The following is an 18,759-nucleotide window of genomic DNA, read 5'->3' on the forward strand; positions in this document are numbered from 1 at the left end:
AATGAATTCACCTGTAATGCCCAGTAAAAAACAGAAAGAGGTTCAGTTTAGACTGGACCACAATAGCGGTCTCCCCCTGCACTACCAGGTAGAGCAGTTGCTACGGAAGATAATTCAGGAGCCGGAATACCAGGAGGGGAAGTTGCTGCCCAAGGAGGTAGACCTGGCAAAAATGCTGGGGATTTCTCGCAACACAGTTCGCCAGGCAACCAATAGACTAGAACACGAAAATCTTCTATTGAGGAAAAAGGGAGTGGGAACTCGTGCAGTCAGGGAAACATTGGGTACCAAGCTTAATAACTGGGCGAGCTTTAGTGAAGAAATGCATAGTAAAGGTGTGCAGTTTATAAATTACGGCATAGATGTTTCCTGGACAAAGGCTTCTAAATCGGTCGCTGATAATTTACAGATTGAAGAAAATAAGGAGGTACTGAAGTTAGAACGACTTAGAGGGCTTGAAAACGGACCTTTTGTAAGATTTATATCATTTTTCCATCCCCGCATTGGACTTACCGGAAAAGAGGATTTCTCCAGACACCTGTACGATATCCTTGAATATGATTATGCTACGGTTCCAACGGTTTCCAAAGAACGTATTAACGCTATTACAGCCAATAAGGACCAGGCCAAATTCCTGAAGGTAGAGGTAGGTAGTCCACTGTTATTAAGGAAACGGCTGGTTTGCGATCCCGGGGACCGACCTATTGAATACAACATAGGATATTACCGTGCTGATAGTTTTACTTATGAAATAGATATCAGGAGGTAAGCAGGAAGATTATTATACCTGTGTTTTCCGTGTGGAAAATTCCCTTTTAAGAATGTTCTTTAGGGATCCTGCATATTATTAGTTCACCAAAATCTAATCTTCAAAAGTGCCCCGGTATTACTCTTACTTAAAGATTATCTGCAGCCAGGATCAGGAACAAATAATCGGTAGTTCCACCACCCAAAACGTATTCTGTTTGCTGCCAGTGGAATGGCCATTCCAGTAATTCGGGAAAAGCGGATCTTACTAATGCAGATATTTTTGTACTGTATATGTGACTATTTACCAGATCCTCTCTTATAATCAAAAAATAATTGCACAATTATGAGAAAAAGGATAAACCTCAGTGTTTTTTTACTATTTTTAAGTGTTATTATTACATTTTACTTTTATGGTTATGTGGTTATAGACGGGATTTAAAGCTGGAGAGGAAATAGGGATCAAATAAAACAAAATTGTGAAGTATCGATTATTACAAATCTTATTTATTTTTTGCGTCTCGATTGGTATGTCGCAAACGGAACAGGAAAAGATCGTAGAAGATTTTCAATCTTCCCCGCTGAATCAACCAGGTAAGGAATTTCCCAAGGTGAATTCTGAAGGGAGGCTAAGGGTCCAAATTGAAGCACCTGAAGCTAACAAAGTACAGCTGGATATTGGCGGCGTAAAATACGATCTTGAGAAGAATGAAAAAGGGATATGGGAAGGGGAATCTGCTCCTCAGGACGAAGGATTTCATTATTATCAACTTAATATAGATGGTGCTTCAGTCCCAGATCCGGGTTCTAAATATTTCTATGGTGCTTACCGTTGGGGTAGCGGAATAGAGATTCCTGCCAGCGATAAAGAATTTTACGCTCTAAAAGATGTCCCTCACGGAACAGTCTCTGAAAATCTATATTTTTCAGAAATAACAAAACAATGGAGACGCAATTTTGTTTACACTCCACCTGGTTATTTCGAAGATACTGAAAAGAGATATCCCGTTCTTTACCTTCAGCACGGAAGTTATGAGGATGAAACAGGATCGGCTTCCCAGGGACACACCAATTTAATTCTGGACAACCTTATTGCTTCAGGTAAGGCGAAACCTATGATCATTGTAATGGACAATGGGTATGCCTACAGTCCGGAGGACCTTAAGGAAGCAGGGGGAAATCGTCCTCCTTCATCTTTTGAAAAAGTTTTAATAGAAGAAGTCATTCCCCATATTGACAAGAAATTCCGAACTATTCCAAACAGGGAGAATAGGGCCATTGCGGGACTATCCATGGGAGCCAGCCAAACAATGGCTATTATTATGAACAACCTGGATTACTTTTCCTACTATGGTGGATTTAGCGGTACTGCTAATTTTCCCGGAGATAAAGAGCTGGATGCAGAGACTTTTTTAAATGGAGCCTTCAGCGATGCAAAAGAAGTAGAATCGAAACTAAAAGTGCTTTTTCTGGGATTGGGAACTAAAGAGGCTGAGGTGTTTTTTAAAACTGTTAATGCCTTCCGGGATATGTTGGAAAATAAGGGGATTGACTACACATTTTATTCTTCCCCTGATACTTCTCACGAATGGTTGACCTGGAGAAGGTCTTTACATCAATATGCTCAATTATTATTTAAATGATAGTGTAGTTTTCTGGATAATTTTCAGATGCTCTTTAAACAGGTTAAAAATATTCCTATCTTGGCTTATAGTAATAATGACAACAAGTTGTTGTGGTTAAATTATTTTAGCAGATTTTATATCATAGTTACTCGCTTTATAAAGAACTGAAAATTCAGAAAGAGAATGAAAAAAGGATTTTTAATAGATATGGATGGAGTTATTTATGGAAATGATACCCTCATTCCGGGAGCTGATTCTTTTATAGCTGAACTTCAAAAGAGAAGAATCCCGTTTCTTTTCATGACTAATAATAGCCAAAGAACACCTCTTGATACCGTGAATAAAGTCGCCCGAATGGGAATTAAGATTAAAGAAGAAAATGTTTATACCAGTGCAATGGCGACGGCTTCCTTTCTTTCATTCATGCAGCCAAAGGGTAGTGCCTATGTATTGGGAGAAGGAGGGCTTATTACCAGCCTTACCCAACAGGGATATCAACTCGTGAATCAGAACCCCGACTTCGTTGTGGTGGGGGAGGGTCGCAATTTTACTTTGGAAATGGTAAATAATGCCGTGGATATGATCCTTGGAGGGGCACGTTTTATTGCCACCAATCTTGATCCTTCTCCTAAGAAAACAGGTTGGACAAATTTAGGTATTAAAGCTATTGTGGCTATGATAGAGGAAGCAACAGGCAAAATAGCATTTTCAGTGGGAAAACCCAGTCCTGTCATGATGAGGTCGGCAAGAAAATATTTAGGATTGGAAGCCCGGGAAACTATAATAATAGGTGATACTATGGATACAGATATATTGGGAGGAATTCAGTTAGGATATACCACGATCCTCACTCTCACTAAGTGTATCTCAAAGAGAGAACTTAAACAACTATGCTTTTAAACCCGACGTAACTGTAAATTCAGTTTCAGATATTAACCTGGAAGAAGTGCTGGCAATTCATTAAAAATTTCAAAATCTTATATTATGGGTCTACAATTAAAAATACAGAAAATACTGGCCCTGGGGCTGTTTATCTTGGGATTTGCTTTTCAATCCCCAGGGCAGGAAACTTTTAAAAATCCCATCCTGGCGGGCTGGTATCCAGATCCTGCGATTACTGATGATGGCATGGGTAACTTTTATATGGTTCATTCTACTTTTGCTTTTTATCCCGGAATATCTGTTTTTCACAGTACAGATCTTGTAAACTGGAAACAAATAGGCAATGTCATTGACAGGCCCGATCAAATTGATCTTGAAGGTTTTGGAGTATCAAGAGCTATTTTTGCTCCTGATATTAGTTTTGATGAGGGAACCTTCTATGTTACCTGTACAGTTGTAGACGGTAAAGGTAATTTTGTGGTCACAGCCAAAGATCCTGCAGGCCCGTGGAGCGATCCCGTTTGGTTGCCGGAAGTGCAGGGAATTGACCCCGGACTATTCTTTGACGTTGAAAAATCCTATATAGTCTATAACGGAGATGCTCCCGATAATAAACCTTTATATGACGGCCATCGTACGATAAGAATGTTTGAATTTGATAAACAAAACCTTGAAACTGTGGGAGAGAATCGTATCCTGGTAAACGGTGGGGTTGATATTTCTACAAAACCTGTATGGGCAGAAGGTCCACGGATTTATAAGCTTAATGGATATTATTACCTGATGACTGCAGAGGGTGGAACTGCCATTAATCATTCAGAAATGATTTACAGGAACCGTGATATAGATGATGAATTTATTCCATTTAAAGAAAATCCTATTTTGACACAAAGGCATCTGGATCCAGATAGGGAAGATCCTGTCACCTCTGCGGGGCATGCAGATATTATTCAGCATCCAAATGGAGATTGGTATGGTGTTTTTCTTGCTGTACGCCCTTACGAAGGAGATTTTTATAATACCTGCAGGGAAACCTTTTTAACTCCGGTGAAATGGGAAAATGACTGGCCAATTTTTGATTTGGGAGGAGAGGAAATCCAATATGAATACCCACTCCCGGAAGGAACTAAAATTAATAAGGATCTTTTTCCGCTCAATGGAAATTTTCAATTTAAAAAGGATTTTGAAAATAAGAAGCTTGATCTTCACTGGCTGTTCCTGCGTAATCCAAAAGAAGATTGGTATAGCTTAAAGGACAGGGAGGGATATCTCGTGATGAAAACAAGAGCCGAGACAGTTTCAGGTACTGCCAATCCCAGTTTCTTATCCCACAGGCAGCAACATTTAAAAGGTGAAGCAGCTGTTTCACTGAATTTTGATACTAAAAAGGAAAATGAAAAAGCAGGATTAATAGCTTTTCAAAATGAAGCCCATTTTTATTTTATAGCAAAATCCTATGAGGGAAATTCTCCTGTTGTTCAGCTTTTCAAAGGTGCTGAAAATGGTGAGGAGTTGCTGGCAAGTCAAAAGCTTCCAGCTTCGGGTGAAGCAATAGAATTTAAAGTGGAATTTGATGAAGATGTTTATAGATTTTTCTATAAAACAGGATCAGAATGGAAGAACCTGGGAGGAGAACTCGATGGCAAATATTTAAGTACAAAAGTTGCAGGTGGCTTTGTAGGAAATAATTTAGGGATGTATACTACTTCCAATGAAGAAGAATCAAAAAATAAAGCAGCTTTTGACTGGTTTAGTTATTTGGGAGATGATGAAGTATATCAAAAAGAACAGGGCAATTAATATTCAGCTTTCCTGTTTTTAGAAACCCAGAATAAGGATATAAAGGAAAAATTCTATTTTCTAAGTTCTTAGAATTTTTGAAATTAAAGTAGATCATATGGACATTAAAGATATTTCGGGGACTACCAGCCTAAGTAATGGTGTAAATATGCTTAGGTTCTTGGGCTGGGAGTTTATAAAGCGAGAGAAGGCCGGGAGGTGATCGATGCGGTGCAACATGCTCTGGATGCAGGCTATAGGCATATAGATACGGCCAGTTTTTATGGAAATGAAAATGGTGTTGGGGAAGCTGTTAAAACTTCAGGTATACCAAGGGAAGAGGTTTTTGTCACTACAAAGGTTTGGAACGATGATCAGGGGTTTGATTCCACTCTTAAAGCATTTGATAAATCTCTGGCTGAGCTTAAAATGGATTATTTGGATCTATACCTGATACACTGGCTATGTGCCTGGTAAATATCTCGAAACCTGGAAGGCTCTTGAAGAACTCTACTCACAGGGAAGGATTAGAGCCATAGGAGTTTCCAATTTTCTTGAACATCATTTAGAAGATGTTATAAATAATTCCGAAATAACACCCATGGTCCTGCAAAACGAATTTCATCCCAGGCTTGTGCAGCAGTCGTTACTGGATTACTGTAAAAAAAGGAATATACAATATGAGTCCTGGTCACCTTTAATGAGAGGAGAGGTTTTTAATTTGGATCTTCTTAAAGAACTGGCAGAGAAATATAATAAGTCCATTGCGCAAGTAGTCATACGGTGGAATCTTCAAAAAGGAGTGGTTACCATTCCAAAAAGCGTACACCGGGACAGGATCTTTGAAAATGCAGATGTTTTTAATTTTAAAATTTCCAAAGAAGATATTCAGCAAATAGATGCTCTGGACAGGGAATACCGAACAGGAGCAAATCCCGATGATTTTATGCGACATTTTGGAAGTAAATAATTTACCCAAGCAGAAAATGTAATACTCTTTAGTAGACACTGATTCTCTTTTTCCGGCCTCCTATAAATTTTAAAGAAACAGATTCCTTCTGAAGTTCTGTGCCTGGTAATTTAAAAAGGTTCATTTGGGACAGGAATCAATACTTACTATTCCTGAAGCTTAACGGATGTCTATATTTACAGAAGAATGGGTTGCAGCTCAAGTTCTTCTGCTTCAGCTTTACCTTCTTTTATTTTATAGAAGGTGTTTAACTCCAGGTTTGTAAATACTTGTAGGTTATTGCTTCCGGCCCACAAGATTTTTATCTCACTAATTTTTGATGCCTTACCTAATCCTATTTGGGCCCTTAGGGTGGAAGATCCAAAACTTCCGCCTGAACTAATGGTATGAAAGATAGAACGTTTTAATCCTTCCTCCATAACGGTCACTTCGATCTTACTTCCTATAGCAGCCCTATTTGCCTGTGTTCCCACCAGTTTTAAGCTTATCCAGTTATTCTCATCCTGATAAGGATTAAGGTAAAGAGAATTGAAAAAGATATCGCCTTCATAAGCTCCTCCCATAACTACATGGATATCCTGGTCTCCATCATTATCAATATCAGAAAATGATACCGCATGTCCTTTTTGTATATGTCCAAACCCTCCCGCGGTGGTCACATCCTGAAACTTATCTCCCGAATCGTTTCGAAATACCCTGTTGGGAATTATGGATTCAAAACTTACCTCTCCTGTACTCAGGTAAATATCGGGATACCCATCATTGTCCAGATCCCCATAATTAGCTCCCATGGCGTAGCCTATTTTATTCAATCCAACTTCAGCAGAAACATCTTTAAAAGTGCCTTTATTATTTTGATAAAGACGCATAGTCTCTGCCTTATTCGGTTGTCCTAAGTATTCTTTCACAATATCGGGAACTATGGTGTAAATGTTACTTCTTTTATAGCTTACCACAAAAATATCCGTCCATCCATCATTATTATAGTCAAAAGACCAGGTGGGGAAACTTGAGATTTTTTCACCTAAACCAAAAACAGCACCTGCTTCTTCGAAGCTTAATTTTCCGGTTTCATAAATGCCTTTATTTATAAAAAGTAAATTTTTGCTCGTGGGGTGAAGTGTAGAGACATAAATATCCATCCATCCGTCATTGTTATAGTCTCCACTGGTTACTCCCTTAACATAGAAAAATTCATTTTCATTACTCACAGTGAGCTTTGCCTGGGCAGTTAAGTTAGAAAACGTGCCATTTCCGTTATTCCTATAAAATTCAGAAGGGTGAATATTTCCTTCTTCAGATTCATTTCCTATAAATAAATCAACCCATCCATCATTGTCAAAGTCTGCCCAGGTTGCGGTTTGAGTTGGGTGAAAAGACAGCAATCCTGCTTCTATAGTAACATCGGTAAAAGTGTTGTCTCCATTATTTTTTAGCAGGGAATTAGGATGTTTTCCAAGAGTTCCCATCCATGCACCCCGTAAGATAAAAACATCCAGAAATCCATCATTATTATAGTCTGCCTGCACCATATTTAAACCACCTGCAACTTCTTCCAGGCCTGCTGATCCTGTTTTTTCTATAAAACCTCCCTGTCCATCATTAATAAAAAATCTGAGTTCTCCAGATAGAAACCAACTGGATACCAGCACGTCTAAAAGATTGTCATTATTAAAATCTTCAACTATACTCCCTCCCGAAAGATCATTTACATTTAATCCTAATTTGGGAGCAATATCTTTAAACTTCTTTAACGGGTATTCCGATTCAAAAACACTTTCGGGAATTAGATAGTTTTCCGGGACACCTTCGGGATACTCCCCTAAAGTCATATAAGCGATATTTAAAAGCCAGCGACTGTTATCATCGTGTAGATCCTGTTTTAAGAATTGCTCAAATAGCTTTATTGCTTTTCCTGAACCTTCCGGAGCCTGGTGAAAGCCTTCGGAATCTATAGGTATAATACAGGAGGCGGAAGCATTGTGGTGATGTATACAGTTTTGTTGCTCTCCCAAACGCATATAGGCAAGTGCCAGTAAGGGTCCAATCTTTTCTTCCTCAAAGGATTCCAGCTTATAACGTAATCTGCCGTTGTTACTTTCTTCCCACAGTCTTTCGAGTATAACAATAGCTTCTTTAGTTTTGCCCGCGTAAAGTAGTGCATCTGCTTTTTTGAGATTGAAGCGTTCTTTCTCATTGGAAGGAGCTACTTTAGATAAACTATCAAAATAGGCAATTCGCAGGGTAGATGCATAAATATTTTCAGGAATATCAAATTGTTCCTCAGTGGTTTTTCTAATTATTTCAGGCATTGTGGGCTCGTCGTCACAGGAGACAAGGCTTAAAAATAAAAAACATAAAATCCCTGTTACGTATTTCATATTATGTAATTTAATCTTCTCTGGTCTTTCAATAAAAAAATAAATTTGAAATCACCGGGCGCAACAAAGATATATGAGAAAAGGATTCTTTATAAATTTATCCTCAAGCTTTCAGGATATTAAGAAAAGTAAGAAAGGTTCCGATTAATAGGATAGGATTTAGCCGCGGAGTTTGGAAATATAGCCAAAAGAGGGAGTTGTAAAAAATGGTTTTTCAAATAACCAATTATAAAATTAGCCTCTATTAGCCATATAATGACCTTCGATCCTTTACTAAAAAGTTGCTGCTTACCGTAATACCCACTGAATAAATTTATAATTTAGCTCCATAAACTTAGGAAAAATTTACTTTATCTCCCTTAGTATGAACGATATTTCAACCATAAAACTATATATGAGGATCTTTTTTAAGATAATAACAATTACCATTTTCGTGGTGTTAGGCGGGTGTAAGAAAGAGGAGACTGGTGAGCTAGCTCAATCTTCAGAAACCACCATCTTTAGACCTATTTTTTCGACAAGTTCCGCAATCGATTTCAGTAATAATTTAACCGAAAATGATTCGCTTAATTATTTCACCTATTCCTATATCTATATGGGAGGAGGTGTCGCTGCTGGTGATTTTAATAATGATGGTTTACAGGATCTGTATTTTACAGGAAATCAGGTGCCAAATAAGCTTTATCTCAACAAGGGAAATCTTGTTTTTGAAGATGTAACTGAGGCTGCGGGAGTTTCCGGAGACGATAGATGGTATACCGGGGTAACGACGGCCGATGTAAATGGAGATGGTTTCCTTGATATATATCTTTCTGTAGGAGGAAAGTTCGGGCCAAAGAATAACCAGCTTTTCATTAATAACGGAGATGGTACTTTTGAGGAAAGGGCTAAAGAATATGGATTGGATGATCCAGGTAATAGCGTGCAGGCTACCTTTTTTGATTATGATAAAGATGGAGATCTTGATGTGTACATTGCCAATTATCCTCCTACAAGATTTGATTCACCCAATTTTATCTACGAATTTAAAATGAAAAATGTAAGTGATCTGGAATCTGATCATTTATTGCGAAACGATAGAGGGAAGTTTACAGATGTTACTAACGAAGCGGGAGTACGAAGCTTTGGGCTTTCCCTATCTGCAACCGTTGCCGATCTAAATAACGACACCTGGCCTGATATTTATATTTCGAACGACTTTAGCTCTCCTGATTTCTTGTATATGAACAATGGAGATGGTTCTTTTCGGGAGGTTGTAAAGGAAGCAACCTCACATACCGCATTTTTTGGTATGGGTGTGGATATCGCTGATTATAACAATGATGGGAATCTGGATATTTACCAGGTAGATATGTCTGCCAAGAAGAACAGAAGGAAAAAAGCCAACATGGCAAGTATGAACCCGGAATTGTTCTGGAGCACAGTTGATGCTTACTTTCATTACCAGTATATGCAAAATGTACTTCAAACCAACACAGGTGTTTTTGAGGATGAAAATCCTTTTTTTGCTGATTTTTCCCGTATAATGGGAGCTTCTTCTACAGATTGGAGTTGGGGGCCTTTGTTTGCAGATTTTGACAATGATGGTCTTAAAGATCTATTTGTAACCAATGGTACCAGAAGAGAGATTAATAATAACGATTACTTCAATAATCTAAAGGATACCAGGATGGTAGAAGAAAACCAACTGGAAAAAAGTCTTAACATTCCTTCTGAAAAAATTGATAATTTCATGTTCAGGAATAACGGAGATTTATCCTTTGAAATAGCAAATAAAAAATGGGGAATAGAATATGAAGGCTGGTCTAATGGGGTAGTTTATGCAGATCTGGATAATGACGGCGATTTGGAAATTGTCACTAATAACATTGATGACAGGGCCTCACTTTTTGAAAATACCAGTTCAGAAAAAAATAATTTCGTGCAGATAGAATTTGAAGGTAATGAGCAGAATGTTTTTGGTTTGGGAACAAGAGCTTATGTAAAGACAAATGAAATGGAACAAATGCAGGAACTTACCCTTACACGAGGATTTCAGTCATCTGTTGCTCCTCAACTGCACTTTGGTTTGGCACAAAATGAGCTTATTGACGAAATTAGAATAGTATGGCCAGATGGTAAAGCTGAAATTTTAAATGACGTTAAAGCCAATCAAAGATTAACTTTTAGTTATACAAACGCAGCTGAAATAATGGAGGAGGTGCTTTCTAAACCTGAACCCTTGTTTACAGCTATAAACGATACTATTTCTTTCCCGCGTCACTAAGCATATAGAAAATGAATACGACGATTTTAAAGAAGAAATTCTTCTGCCTCATCGTACCTCTACATTTGGTCCCGGTGCTGCAGTGGGTGATTTAAATGGAGATGGTAAGGATGATTTCTTTATAGGAGCAGCATCTAACTATGAAGCTTATGTTTACTTCCAGACTGCAACAGGATTTGAAAAGCAGCAAAGCACAGCCTTTCAACAGGACAAAAAGTTTGAAGACTTAGGTGCCTTAATTTTTGATGCAAATGGGGATGGGCACAATGACATCTATGTAGTTAGTGGAGGAAACGAATTTGCTCCTGATTCTGAATATCTGCAAGACAGGTTGTACCTAAATGATACTAAGGGTAATTTTCAAAAAGATGAGTCAGCACTGCCGGAAATGCGCACCAGTGGTTCCAGAGTTTATGAGGCCGATTTTGATAAGGATGGAAAAAAGATCTATTGGTATTAGGACGCCTGGTTCCCGGAAATTATCCTATACCTGCAAAATCTTATATCCTGAAGAACATAGGAGGAAATGGCAAAGCAAAGTACCGGGATATCACCAAAAATATAGCCCCGGAATTTCAGTCACTGGGAATGGCCACCAGTGCCGAGATCGTAGATATTGATAATGATGGATGGGAGGATATTGTGGTTGTAGGAGAATGGATGCCCATAAGAGTTTTTAAAAATTCAGAAAAAGGTTTTAAAGAAATTACAGAAGACCTGGGCTTAGCCGATACTACCTGCTGGTGGTGGAGTATTAAAACAGGGGATTTCGATGGTGACGGGGACCAGGATTTTCTCGTGGGAAATTTGGGCCGTAATTACAAATACACGGCCAATGAAGAAGAAACCTTTGATATCTACTTCAATGATTTTGATGAGAATAATAAACAGGACATCGTGCTAAGTTATTATAACGAGGGAGAAAAATTTCCTTTACGGGGAAGAGAGTGTTCTTCGCAACAAATGCCAGGGATAAAGAACAAATTTCCCGATTATCAATCATTTTCAACTGCCACGCTGGAGGATGTTTATACTGAAAAAAGCCTTGAGAACTCTCTTCATTACCAGGTGAAATCCTTCGCCAGTGTTTATCTGGAAAACCGGAACGGAAAATTTATTAGGCATGAACTACCTCCTGCTGCGCAGGTCTCTTCCATAAATCAAATTCTCGTTGATGATTACAATGGGGACGGAAATCTGGATGCATTAATTGCCGGAAACCTCTTCTGGTCAGAAGTGGAGACCACACGTAATGATGCGGGCTATGGGATGTTTTTGAAAGGAAATGGAAAGGGTGGCTTTAAAGAGACAGGTGCTTCACAAAGTGGTTTTTTCGTGCCGGGAGATGTAAAAGATCTTTTATCCCTGACTTTCAATGGCCGGGAAATTATAGTGCCCGTGAAGAACAATGACCGCTTACAATTCATCGGGGTGAACTCTTCCAACTTATCAGAACTTCAATAAGATACGGAAAATAATAGGGATTTAAGGGTAATCCTTTTGGGATTATAAGGCCTCATTAATATTTTATCGAAACCGATTGCGTAATGGAAATGTTTTTTATACATTTAACCTTAACTAACAATACAATTTTTAATATGAGGGTAAATTACTTTAAGAGTAGTCTGTTTTTCCTATGCTTTATGTGTTTTGGATTCCTTTCGGCACAACAGGTTATAACTGGGACAGTTACTGATGCAAATGGGCCGCTTCCCGGAGTGAATGTGATTCTGGAAGGGACAACGGTAGGTACTACAACAGATTTTGATGGAAATTATTCACTGCAGGTGAATGAAGATCTAGGGCCCGATTCCAGGCTTGTCTTTAGCTATATTAGCTATGAAACAAGAGAAGTGGCAATAAATGGCCGATCTGTTATTGACGTTAATATGGTTGCCAGTGCAGAGGCATTGGACGATGTTATAGTGGTAGGTTACGGTACCCAGTCAAGAGCTGAGGTTACGGGAGCTATTTCATCTATTGATGCCGATGAGATCAACAGTTTACCTGTTGCCACTGCAGAGCAGGCTTTACAGGGAAGAGCTTCTGGTGTGACTGTAATCAACTCCGGTGCTCCGGGTAACACGCTTAGCAGTAAGAATTAGAGGACTTGCCTCCCCTAATAATAATGACCCATTATATGTTATTGATGGTGTTATAGCGGGTGGACTAGGTAGTCTTAATCCAAATGATATTGAGAACATTCAGGTATTAAAAGATGCTTCTACTACTGCTGTTTACGGCTCGAGAGGAGCGAATGGAGTAGTACTGGTTACAACAAAGTCGGGAAAAGCATCTCAAAAAGCCCAGCTAAGCCTAGACCTTTATTCAGGTGTTAATTTTAATAGTAACCGATTTGATTTATTAAACCGGGAACAGTATATACAGTACGCAAGAGAGATTACAGACACTGATCCTGAACGTCTTACCAATCCAGAATATGCTGATTTTATTGATAATGAAACCGACTGGCAGGATGAAATATTTAGAACGGGTATCTTAAAAAGTATTACCCTCGGTTTTTCAGGAGGTAATGAAAGTAGTAATTTCAGGTTTTCAGGGGGTTACCTTAATCAGGAGGGAGCTGTTATTGAAACAGAATTTGAGAGATTTAATTTTAGATCTAATAGCAATGTAAATTTTGGAAAACTTAGCTTCGGCCAAACCTTGAATGTTTCTTTTACAGCACAAAATCCTGAACGAGCTGATGGTGGAAGGTCAATTATAGAACATGCTATTAAATCTGCACCTTACTTACAGGTTTACAATCCTGATAACAGAGGCGGTTTCCAGGGGCCAAATTCTGCATTGGATGGTCAGGATGCTGCGAACCCTGTAAGGGTACAAACTTTAGGTAATGCTCTAAATAAAGGTCTGACTGTTTTAGGAAGTCTTTTTGCAGAATATGAAATAATCGATGGTCTTACTTTTAGGAGCCAGGCAGGTTTGGATTATTACAAATTTAATAATGATAGTTTCATACCTTCTTATAACGATGACAGCAGCGGAGCCACACATCAATCTGGTTTTGCACAGATCACCAAAAACAGTGGTACAAACCAATCTCTTACTCTTACAAATAGCCTTACCTACAAATTTGATGTTGCAGATTTACACAATTTTGAAATTTTGGCTTTAGCTGAAGATCAAAGAATTGATAGTGAAAGCCTGGATGCAAGTAGCCAGAACCCTATTACTGATGATGTAGAAGAAGTTTCTTTAAATCAGCCTGGATTATCTTCAGCGTCTTCAGAATATAGAAGAGTAGGATTTTTAGGTCGGTTAAATTACAACTTTGACCAAAAATATCTTTTAGCGGGTTCTTATCGTAAGGATGCATCTACCCGTTTTGGTGCCAATAACCGCTGGGGTAGTTTCTGGTCTGTGGCTGCAGGATGGAATGTGGCAAAGGAGAGTTTTATGGAAGATTCAGAAATTAACAATTTAAAAATTAGAGGTAGCTGGGGTACAACCGGAAATGATCAAATAGGAAATTATCTTTATTCTTCAACATTAGTTACAAGTTTTATATACCCTTTTGGAGGCGCAGCTTTTCAGGGAACTACTGCCGAAGGACTTGCTAATCCAAACCTTAAATGGGAAGAGGTGACAATGAAAAATATTGGAGTGGATTTAGGAGTATGGAACAATGCGTTTACCCTATCCGTGGAGTATTATATTAATCGTAGTGATGATCTTCTATTTGACTTGCCTCTTCCACCAACATTAGGTTATAATCGTCCTACAATAGCTTCTAATGTAGGATCTGTGGAGACTAAAGGTTTTGAAGCTGACTTTGGCTATAATGATTTTGAAGGGGATTTTACCTGGTCTGCCAATCTAAATTTGGGAACCAGTAAAAATGAGGTGTTATCAATTGGAAATTTAACTCAGGTCCAGAGTGGATTTTTCGAAAATGAGAATTTAACAAGGATCGCTCCGGGAGAAGCTTTATTTCACTTTTATGGTTTAAGAACTGATGGGATCTTCCAAAATCAGGCAGAAGTGGATGCAGTATATACTGCGAATCCCGATCAAACAGTGGTGCAACCGGGAGATATTCGATTTGTGGACATTAACGGAGATGGTGATATAAATGCAGCAGACAAAACAGTAATAGGAAATCCATACCCTACACTTACAATGGGACTTAATTTAAGTGCTCAATATGGTAACTTCGACATTTCCCTGTTCATTCAGGGAGCTTATGGCCAGGATATTTATAATACCAATCTTTATGACCTTGAAGGTATGCCAAGGTTGTTTAACAGTGGAGTGGCTGTGCTGGACAGATGGACAGGAGAAGGAACGTCAAACACAATTCCAAGAGCCCTGGGTGCGCCTCAAAATCTTAATGCTTCAGATCGTTTTATAGAAGATGGTTCTTATACCAGATTGAAGAACTTGAATATTGGATATACTTTTGACGAAGCTGTATTTGGAGAATCACTTTCTAATTTGAGAATTTATTTAAGCGGTCAAAATTTGATTACGTTAACTGACTATTCAGGGTTAGATCCCGAGATTGGTGTTGATAATGTTTTACTCCAGGGTACAGGAGCTATAGGTATAGATAGAGGTTTGTATCCGCAGCCTACTTCTATTACATTGGGTCTTCAATTAGGATTTTAAAAAAATAATTTATGAAAAAAATAAAAATAATTTTAATGGTCTTTGTCGCATTGTTCACAGTAAATGGATGTGATGAAGAAGATTTTGAGCTAAGCAACCCCAGCGGTCTTTCTCCTGAAACTTATTTTAGGACAGAGACTCAGGTGCAGTCTGCTGTGAATGCCATCTATGCTAATATGCAGACAATAGGATTGTATACAAGGATTTATTTCTTTGCCATGGATAATATGTCTCATGAAAATGCAGGAAACTCTCAATTGGAGGCTGATAAAAGAGCTTTTCTTGAGTATTCCTTTGATGCGAGTCATCCTCCTATTAGCTGGTACTGGGATTCCTGTTACCGTGGGATAAACAAAGCCAATTTTGTTATCAATAATGAAGAAAGAATTAATGAAATTCCTTCTTCTCTTTTAAGTGATGATAAAAAAGCCAGGTTTGTTGGAGAAGCTAAATTTATGAGGGCGTTTTATTATTTTCTTTTGGTTACCCGTTTTGGCGATGTTCCTTTGATCACTGTAATTCCCGAAGATGGATCTGGTTTCCCTCGTTCTCCCAAGGAAGATGTCTATGATCAAATCGTAAAGGATTTAAATGATGCAAGCGAGTCTCTATGGGAAAGAGGCCGTACCGAAAATGGTAGAGCTACTCAGGGTGCTGCTTATGCCTTATTAGGTAAAACACATCTATATAGAGAGCAATACCAGGAGGCTCTTGATGCTTTTAGTAATATCTATGGAGATTATTCTCTTGAAGAAGATTACTATGCAAATTTTAGAGAAGAAGATGAGTTTGGACCGGAATCTATTTTTGAAGTAAACTACGATGATGATTTAGGAAACTCTGCTGTCTGGAATTCCAATGCATCAGGAGAAGGTGCAAATGAAGTTACCTTCCGCGGTCAGGAGTATGGATTTAATGATTGGTTCAATGTTTATCCTTCAGAAGATCTTCTTAGTGAATATGAAGATGGAGATATTAGATTTGATGAGACCTTTTATACTGTTGGAGATACTTTTGCAGGTGGGGTTATAGAATCTATTCCTAACGATAGAAGCGCGGCCTGGAGAAAATATCAAAATTATTACAAAGATGTTAATGAGGATATGGCTTCCGGAATTAACTTTAAAGTAATACGATATGCTGATGTTCTTTTAATGATGGCTGAAGCTGAAAACGCACTGGGTAACCCGGAACAAGCTATAGAATACATTAACGAAGTAAGAGAGAGAGCAGATTTGCAACCACTTTCTATGGATCTTTCCCAGGATAAAGTTTTCACTGCTATAGTACACGAAAGAATGGTGGAGCTCGCGGGAGAACAAGTACGTTTCCCTGACCTTGTTAGATGGGAACTTGCGGCAGATTATCTTTCAGAATATGGTTTCCAGGCTGGAAAGAATGAGATCTGGCCAATTCCAAATGACGAGATTGCTGCAAATGAAAGCATAGGACAGGAGGACCAGAATCCTGGTTACTAAACATTTTTAAATAAGATAATTAAGACCCTTTCATAATTTGAAAGGGTCTTTTTTTGTCTGGAACATTCTATCCCGATGGATAATTTTGCTACAATTAAAGCTGATTTTTACTCTATTTAACTTCCGGCTCTGTCTAAATGATAGTTCCCGACTCAAGATCTACAAATTAATTATTGACTAAATGCGCATAGTATTAACTTTATAAGCCGGACGGCTGGCTACGCTTTATTTATAAAAATGGCCTTGGTGAGGGTTTAAATTTTACTGCCTGGAGCGATCCCCGGCATACACAAGAAGTGAAATAGAAATGCGACTTTTAGTGTAAGATATTTGGATTTAGAATTTTGAGAGTACTTTTACTTTAATTGCTTTTTAATTTCGGGAATCATCTTTAATTCCTTTACCTGTAGCAGCCCAGTAAATACCTCCATAAAGATGGTGCAGAAACCAGGGATTTTGGTATATTTCTGCTATATGACCTAATCCGGTATAGAAAGATCTTCCGTTGTCAAAATATTGATACCAGGCAATTGGATGATCGCCCATCCTTTTGCCTTTTTTCTCTTCCCACTGAACTTCGGGATTGTATGAATCCTCATCAACACTTAGCAATATGTTCAGGTGGCTGGAATATTCTTCCGGAAGAAATTCATACCATTCGTCGGTCCAAAGAAAGCGTTTTGGGAAAATCTCCATACCAGGGAAATTAGTATCTATTACATCTACCATTGCAGTTTGTTCCAATGGATGAATATGAAACATTTTCCCAACCAGTTGGTTATACCAGGGCCATTCATATTCTGTATTGGAGGCACTGTGTACACCCACAAAACCTTTTCCCGATTGAATAAATTTTTGAAAAGCAGCTTGTTGCTCTTCATTTAAAATGTCTTCGGAAGTGTTTAAAAAAACAATAACATCGAACTGTTGAAGAAAATCATCATTAAACCTTGAGGCGTCTTCGTGCCATTGCAGATCAAATTTATGTCTTTTAGCCATAGACCTTAAAGCTGTAACTCCTTCATTTATAGATTCGTGATGCCATCCGGCAGTTTTAGTGAAAAGAAAAACGTTAAACTGATTTTGCGCAGGTGTTTTATTTGCTAGAAGCAGAGTGAAAAATATAAGGAGGTATCTCACAATCTTTGGTTATGGGGTGTGACTATTTTTCTTTATTAGTAAAGTATTTACATGCAAATTCAATGAAATAAGGCCAGTTAGGCACCACTGTATGACCACCTCTGTGCTCCCGAAATGCTATATCGCCTTCCAGAAGAGCTTTATGATCAGTAGGATATTCTGTAGTTCCCATTCCATTTTTCCCAAGAAGTTTATATACAGGAGCAGCATGTACATTGCTCAGGAACATTCCTTTGGCATCTATCCATTTTCCTTCTACCTCGGGATCTCCGGAACTAATAAATACTGGCCGTGGCGCGGCCATTGCTATGAGTTGATGGGCATCAACTCTAAGCAGATCGTTAGGTGTAAGAGGTCCGGCATATTTTATGAAATTTGGAGCAAACCAGTGATATTCGGCAGAAGAGGCCAGGTTTTCTACCTGCTCCCCATACTCCCGTCTTAATATTTTTGTCCCACCTGCTCCCGAGGAACCTATAAATCCAATTGCGAAACGAGGATCATAGGCATAGGTCACAATAGCAGCTTTTCCGTACCTGGATAAACCTTCTATTCCCACCCGGTCTTCATCTACATCGGGATCAGTTTCAAAATAATCCAGAGCTCTGCTTGCTCCCCATGCCCAGGCTCGAAGCGTTCCCCAGTCATCCAGTTTTCTTGGCTGTCCTTTATTTACAAGTCCTATAATTCCTTCCCTTAGACTAAGCACCATTGTCTGCCTGGTAACTGGTAGGAATCAGGATTGCATAGCCCCAGCCTTTTTCAAGTAACTGTTCCTGCCAGGATTTACCTTCAGGAACAGTCCGGGGTATGTGGGAAGGCCAGTTCCATCCAAATTCCATTATAACTAAGCACAAGT

17 protein-coding genes are annotated in these 18,759 nt (G+C 38.6%); 12 read left to right on the top strand and 5 right to left on the bottom strand.

Annotated features, from left to right (window positions below; genetic code table 11):
- The first annotated feature begins 16 nt into the window (after positions 1–16).
- The gene (locus tag LZ575_RS17905) at positions 17–769 is read left to right on the top strand and encodes a GntR family transcriptional regulator (protein ID WP_235326191.1); all 753 of its coding nucleotides are present in this window, start codon (positions 17–19) and stop codon (positions 767–769) included.
- A 127-nt stretch (positions 770–896) separates the two neighbouring features.
- On the opposite strand, the gene LZ575_RS17910 is transcribed toward LZ575_RS17905, so the two are convergent.
- Positions 897–1,076, bottom strand: a complete 180-nt coding sequence (locus LZ575_RS17910) for a hypothetical protein (RefSeq protein WP_235326193.1) — start codon at positions 1,074–1,076, stop codon at positions 897–899.
- Between the two features lie 201 nt (positions 1,077–1,277).
- Here LZ575_RS17910 and LZ575_RS17915 point away from each other — a divergent pair, with 201 nt between their 5' ends.
- From LZ575_RS17915 to LZ575_RS23960, 5 genes are all read left to right on the top strand, one after another.
- Complete coding sequence (locus LZ575_RS17915) at positions 1,278–2,390, top strand: alpha/beta hydrolase-fold protein (RefSeq protein ID WP_235326195.1); 1,113 nt, start codon at positions 1,278–1,280, stop codon at positions 2,388–2,390.
- A 165-nt stretch (positions 2,391–2,555) separates the two neighbouring features.
- On the top strand, positions 2,556–3,272 hold the full coding sequence (locus LZ575_RS17920) for an HAD-IIA family hydrolase (protein ID WP_235326197.1): 717 nt from the start codon (positions 2,556–2,558) through the stop codon (positions 3,270–3,272).
- An 84-nt stretch (positions 3,273–3,356) separates the two neighbouring features.
- Positions 3,357–5,054: a glycoside hydrolase family 43 protein gene (locus LZ575_RS17925; protein WP_235326199.1), complete on the top strand. Its 1,698-nt coding sequence runs from the start codon at positions 3,357–3,359 to the stop codon at positions 5,052–5,054.
- Positions 5,055–5,252: 198 nt separating this feature from the next.
- A complete protein-coding gene (locus LZ575_RS23955; RefSeq protein ID WP_311195848.1) occupies positions 5,253–5,510 on the top strand; it encodes an aldo/keto reductase in 258 nt (85 codons plus the stop codon).
- Positions 5,500–6,003, top strand: coding sequence for an aldo/keto reductase (locus LZ575_RS23960; protein ID WP_311195849.1), 504 nt, complete (start codon positions 5,500–5,502; stop codon positions 6,001–6,003). Before LZ575_RS23955 ends, LZ575_RS23960 begins: the two co-directional genes overlap by 11 nt.
- 176 nt (positions 6,004–6,179) lie before the next feature.
- Here LZ575_RS23960 and LZ575_RS17935 read toward each other — a convergent pair whose 3' ends face one another.
- Positions 6,180–8,384, bottom strand: a complete 2,205-nt coding sequence (locus LZ575_RS17935) for a CRTAC1 family protein (protein ID WP_235326201.1) — start codon at positions 8,382–8,384, stop codon at positions 6,180–6,182.
- A gap of 364 nt (positions 8,385–8,748) precedes the next feature.
- On the opposite strand from LZ575_RS17935, the gene LZ575_RS17940 reads away from it, so the two are divergent.
- The 6 genes from LZ575_RS17940 (at position 8,749) to LZ575_RS17965 (ending at position 16,760) form a co-directional block, all read left to right on the top strand.
- Positions 8,749–10,650, top strand: coding sequence for a CRTAC1 family protein (locus LZ575_RS17940; RefSeq protein ID WP_235326203.1), 1,902 nt, complete (start codon positions 8,749–8,751; stop codon positions 10,648–10,650).
- A gap of 82 nt (positions 10,651–10,732) precedes the next feature.
- Entirely contained in the window at positions 10,733–11,110 is a 378-nt protein-coding gene (locus tag LZ575_RS17945) for a VCBS repeat-containing protein (protein WP_235326205.1), read from the top strand.
- Complete coding sequence (locus LZ575_RS17950) at positions 11,101–12,114, top strand: FG-GAP-like repeat-containing protein (protein ID WP_235326207.1); 1,014 nt, start codon at positions 11,101–11,103, stop codon at positions 12,112–12,114. Before LZ575_RS17945 ends, LZ575_RS17950 begins: the two co-directional genes overlap by 10 nt.
- 179 nt (positions 12,115–12,293) lie before the next feature.
- Positions 12,294–12,755, top strand: coding sequence for a carboxypeptidase-like regulatory domain-containing protein (locus tag LZ575_RS17955; protein WP_235326209.1), 462 nt, complete (start codon positions 12,294–12,296; stop codon positions 12,753–12,755).
- Entirely contained in the window at positions 12,721–15,282 is a 2,562-nt protein-coding gene (locus tag LZ575_RS17960; RefSeq protein WP_235326211.1) for a SusC/RagA family TonB-linked outer membrane protein, read from the top strand. Before LZ575_RS17955 ends, LZ575_RS17960 begins: the two co-directional genes overlap by 35 nt.
- 11 nt (positions 15,283–15,293) lie before the next feature.
- Positions 15,294–16,760 (top strand): RagB/SusD family nutrient uptake outer membrane protein, encoded by a 1,467-nt coding sequence (locus LZ575_RS17965; RefSeq protein ID WP_235326213.1) that lies wholly within the window; start codon positions 15,294–15,296, stop codon positions 16,758–16,760.
- 372 nt (positions 16,761–17,132) lie between these two features.
- On the opposite strand, the gene LZ575_RS17970 is transcribed toward LZ575_RS17965, so the two are convergent.
- From LZ575_RS17970 to LZ575_RS17980, 3 genes are read right to left on the bottom strand one after another with little or no spacing between them, the layout of a single operon-like run.
- Positions 17,133–17,900 carry a ThuA domain-containing protein gene (locus LZ575_RS17970; RefSeq protein ID WP_235326215.1) on the bottom strand — a complete coding sequence of 256 codons (768 nt, stop codon included), beginning with the start codon at positions 17,898–17,900 and terminating at the stop codon, positions 17,133–17,135.
- Between the two features lie 22 nt (positions 17,901–17,922).
- Positions 17,923–18,612 carry a hypothetical protein gene (locus LZ575_RS17975; protein ID WP_235326217.1) on the bottom strand — a complete coding sequence of 230 codons (690 nt, stop codon included), beginning with the start codon at positions 18,610–18,612 and terminating at the stop codon, positions 17,923–17,925.
- Positions 18,602–18,757 carry a hypothetical protein gene (locus tag LZ575_RS17980; RefSeq protein WP_235326219.1) on the bottom strand — a complete coding sequence of 52 codons (156 nt, stop codon included), beginning with the start codon at positions 18,755–18,757 and terminating at the stop codon, positions 18,602–18,604. The genes LZ575_RS17975 and LZ575_RS17980 overlap by 11 nt, the downstream gene beginning before the upstream one ends.
- Positions 18,758–18,759 lie beyond the last annotated feature (2 nt).

This window comes from Antarcticibacterium sp. 1MA-6-2, assembly GCF_021535135.1.
Taxonomy (GTDB): Bacteria; Bacteroidota; Bacteroidia; order Flavobacteriales; family Flavobacteriaceae; genus Gillisia.

Bases quoted from the DNA above. Each gene is read 5' to 3' on its own strand.
- LZ575_RS17905 (WP_235326191.1), top strand. From the start codon at position 17: ATGCCCAGTAAAAAACAGAAAGAGGTTCAGTTTAGACTGGACCACAAT.
- LZ575_RS17915 (WP_235326195.1), top strand. From the start codon at position 1,278: ATGTCGCAAACGGAACAGGAAAAGATCGTAGAAGATTTTCAATCTTCC.
- LZ575_RS17920 (WP_235326197.1), top strand. From the start codon at position 2,556: ATGAAAAAAGGATTTTTAATAGATATGGATGGAGTTATTTATGGAAAT.
- LZ575_RS17925 (WP_235326199.1), top strand. From the start codon at position 3,357: ATGGGTCTACAATTAAAAATACAGAAAATACTGGCCCTGGGGCTGTTT.
- LZ575_RS17935 (WP_235326201.1), bottom strand. From the start codon at position 8,384: ATGAAATACGTAACAGGGATTTTATGTTTTTTATTTTTAAGCCTTGTC.
- LZ575_RS17940 (WP_235326203.1), top strand. From the start codon at position 8,749: ATGAACGATATTTCAACCATAAAACTATATATGAGGATCTTTTTTAAG.
- LZ575_RS17955 (WP_235326209.1), top strand. From the start codon at position 12,294: ATGTGTTTTGGATTCCTTTCGGCACAACAGGTTATAACTGGGACAGTT.
- LZ575_RS17965 (WP_235326213.1), top strand. From the start codon at position 15,294: ATGAAAAAAATAAAAATAATTTTAATGGTCTTTGTCGCATTGTTCACA.
- LZ575_RS17975 (WP_235326217.1), bottom strand. From the start codon at position 18,612: ATGGTGCTTAGTCTAAGGGAAGGAATTATAGGACTTGTAAATAAAGGA.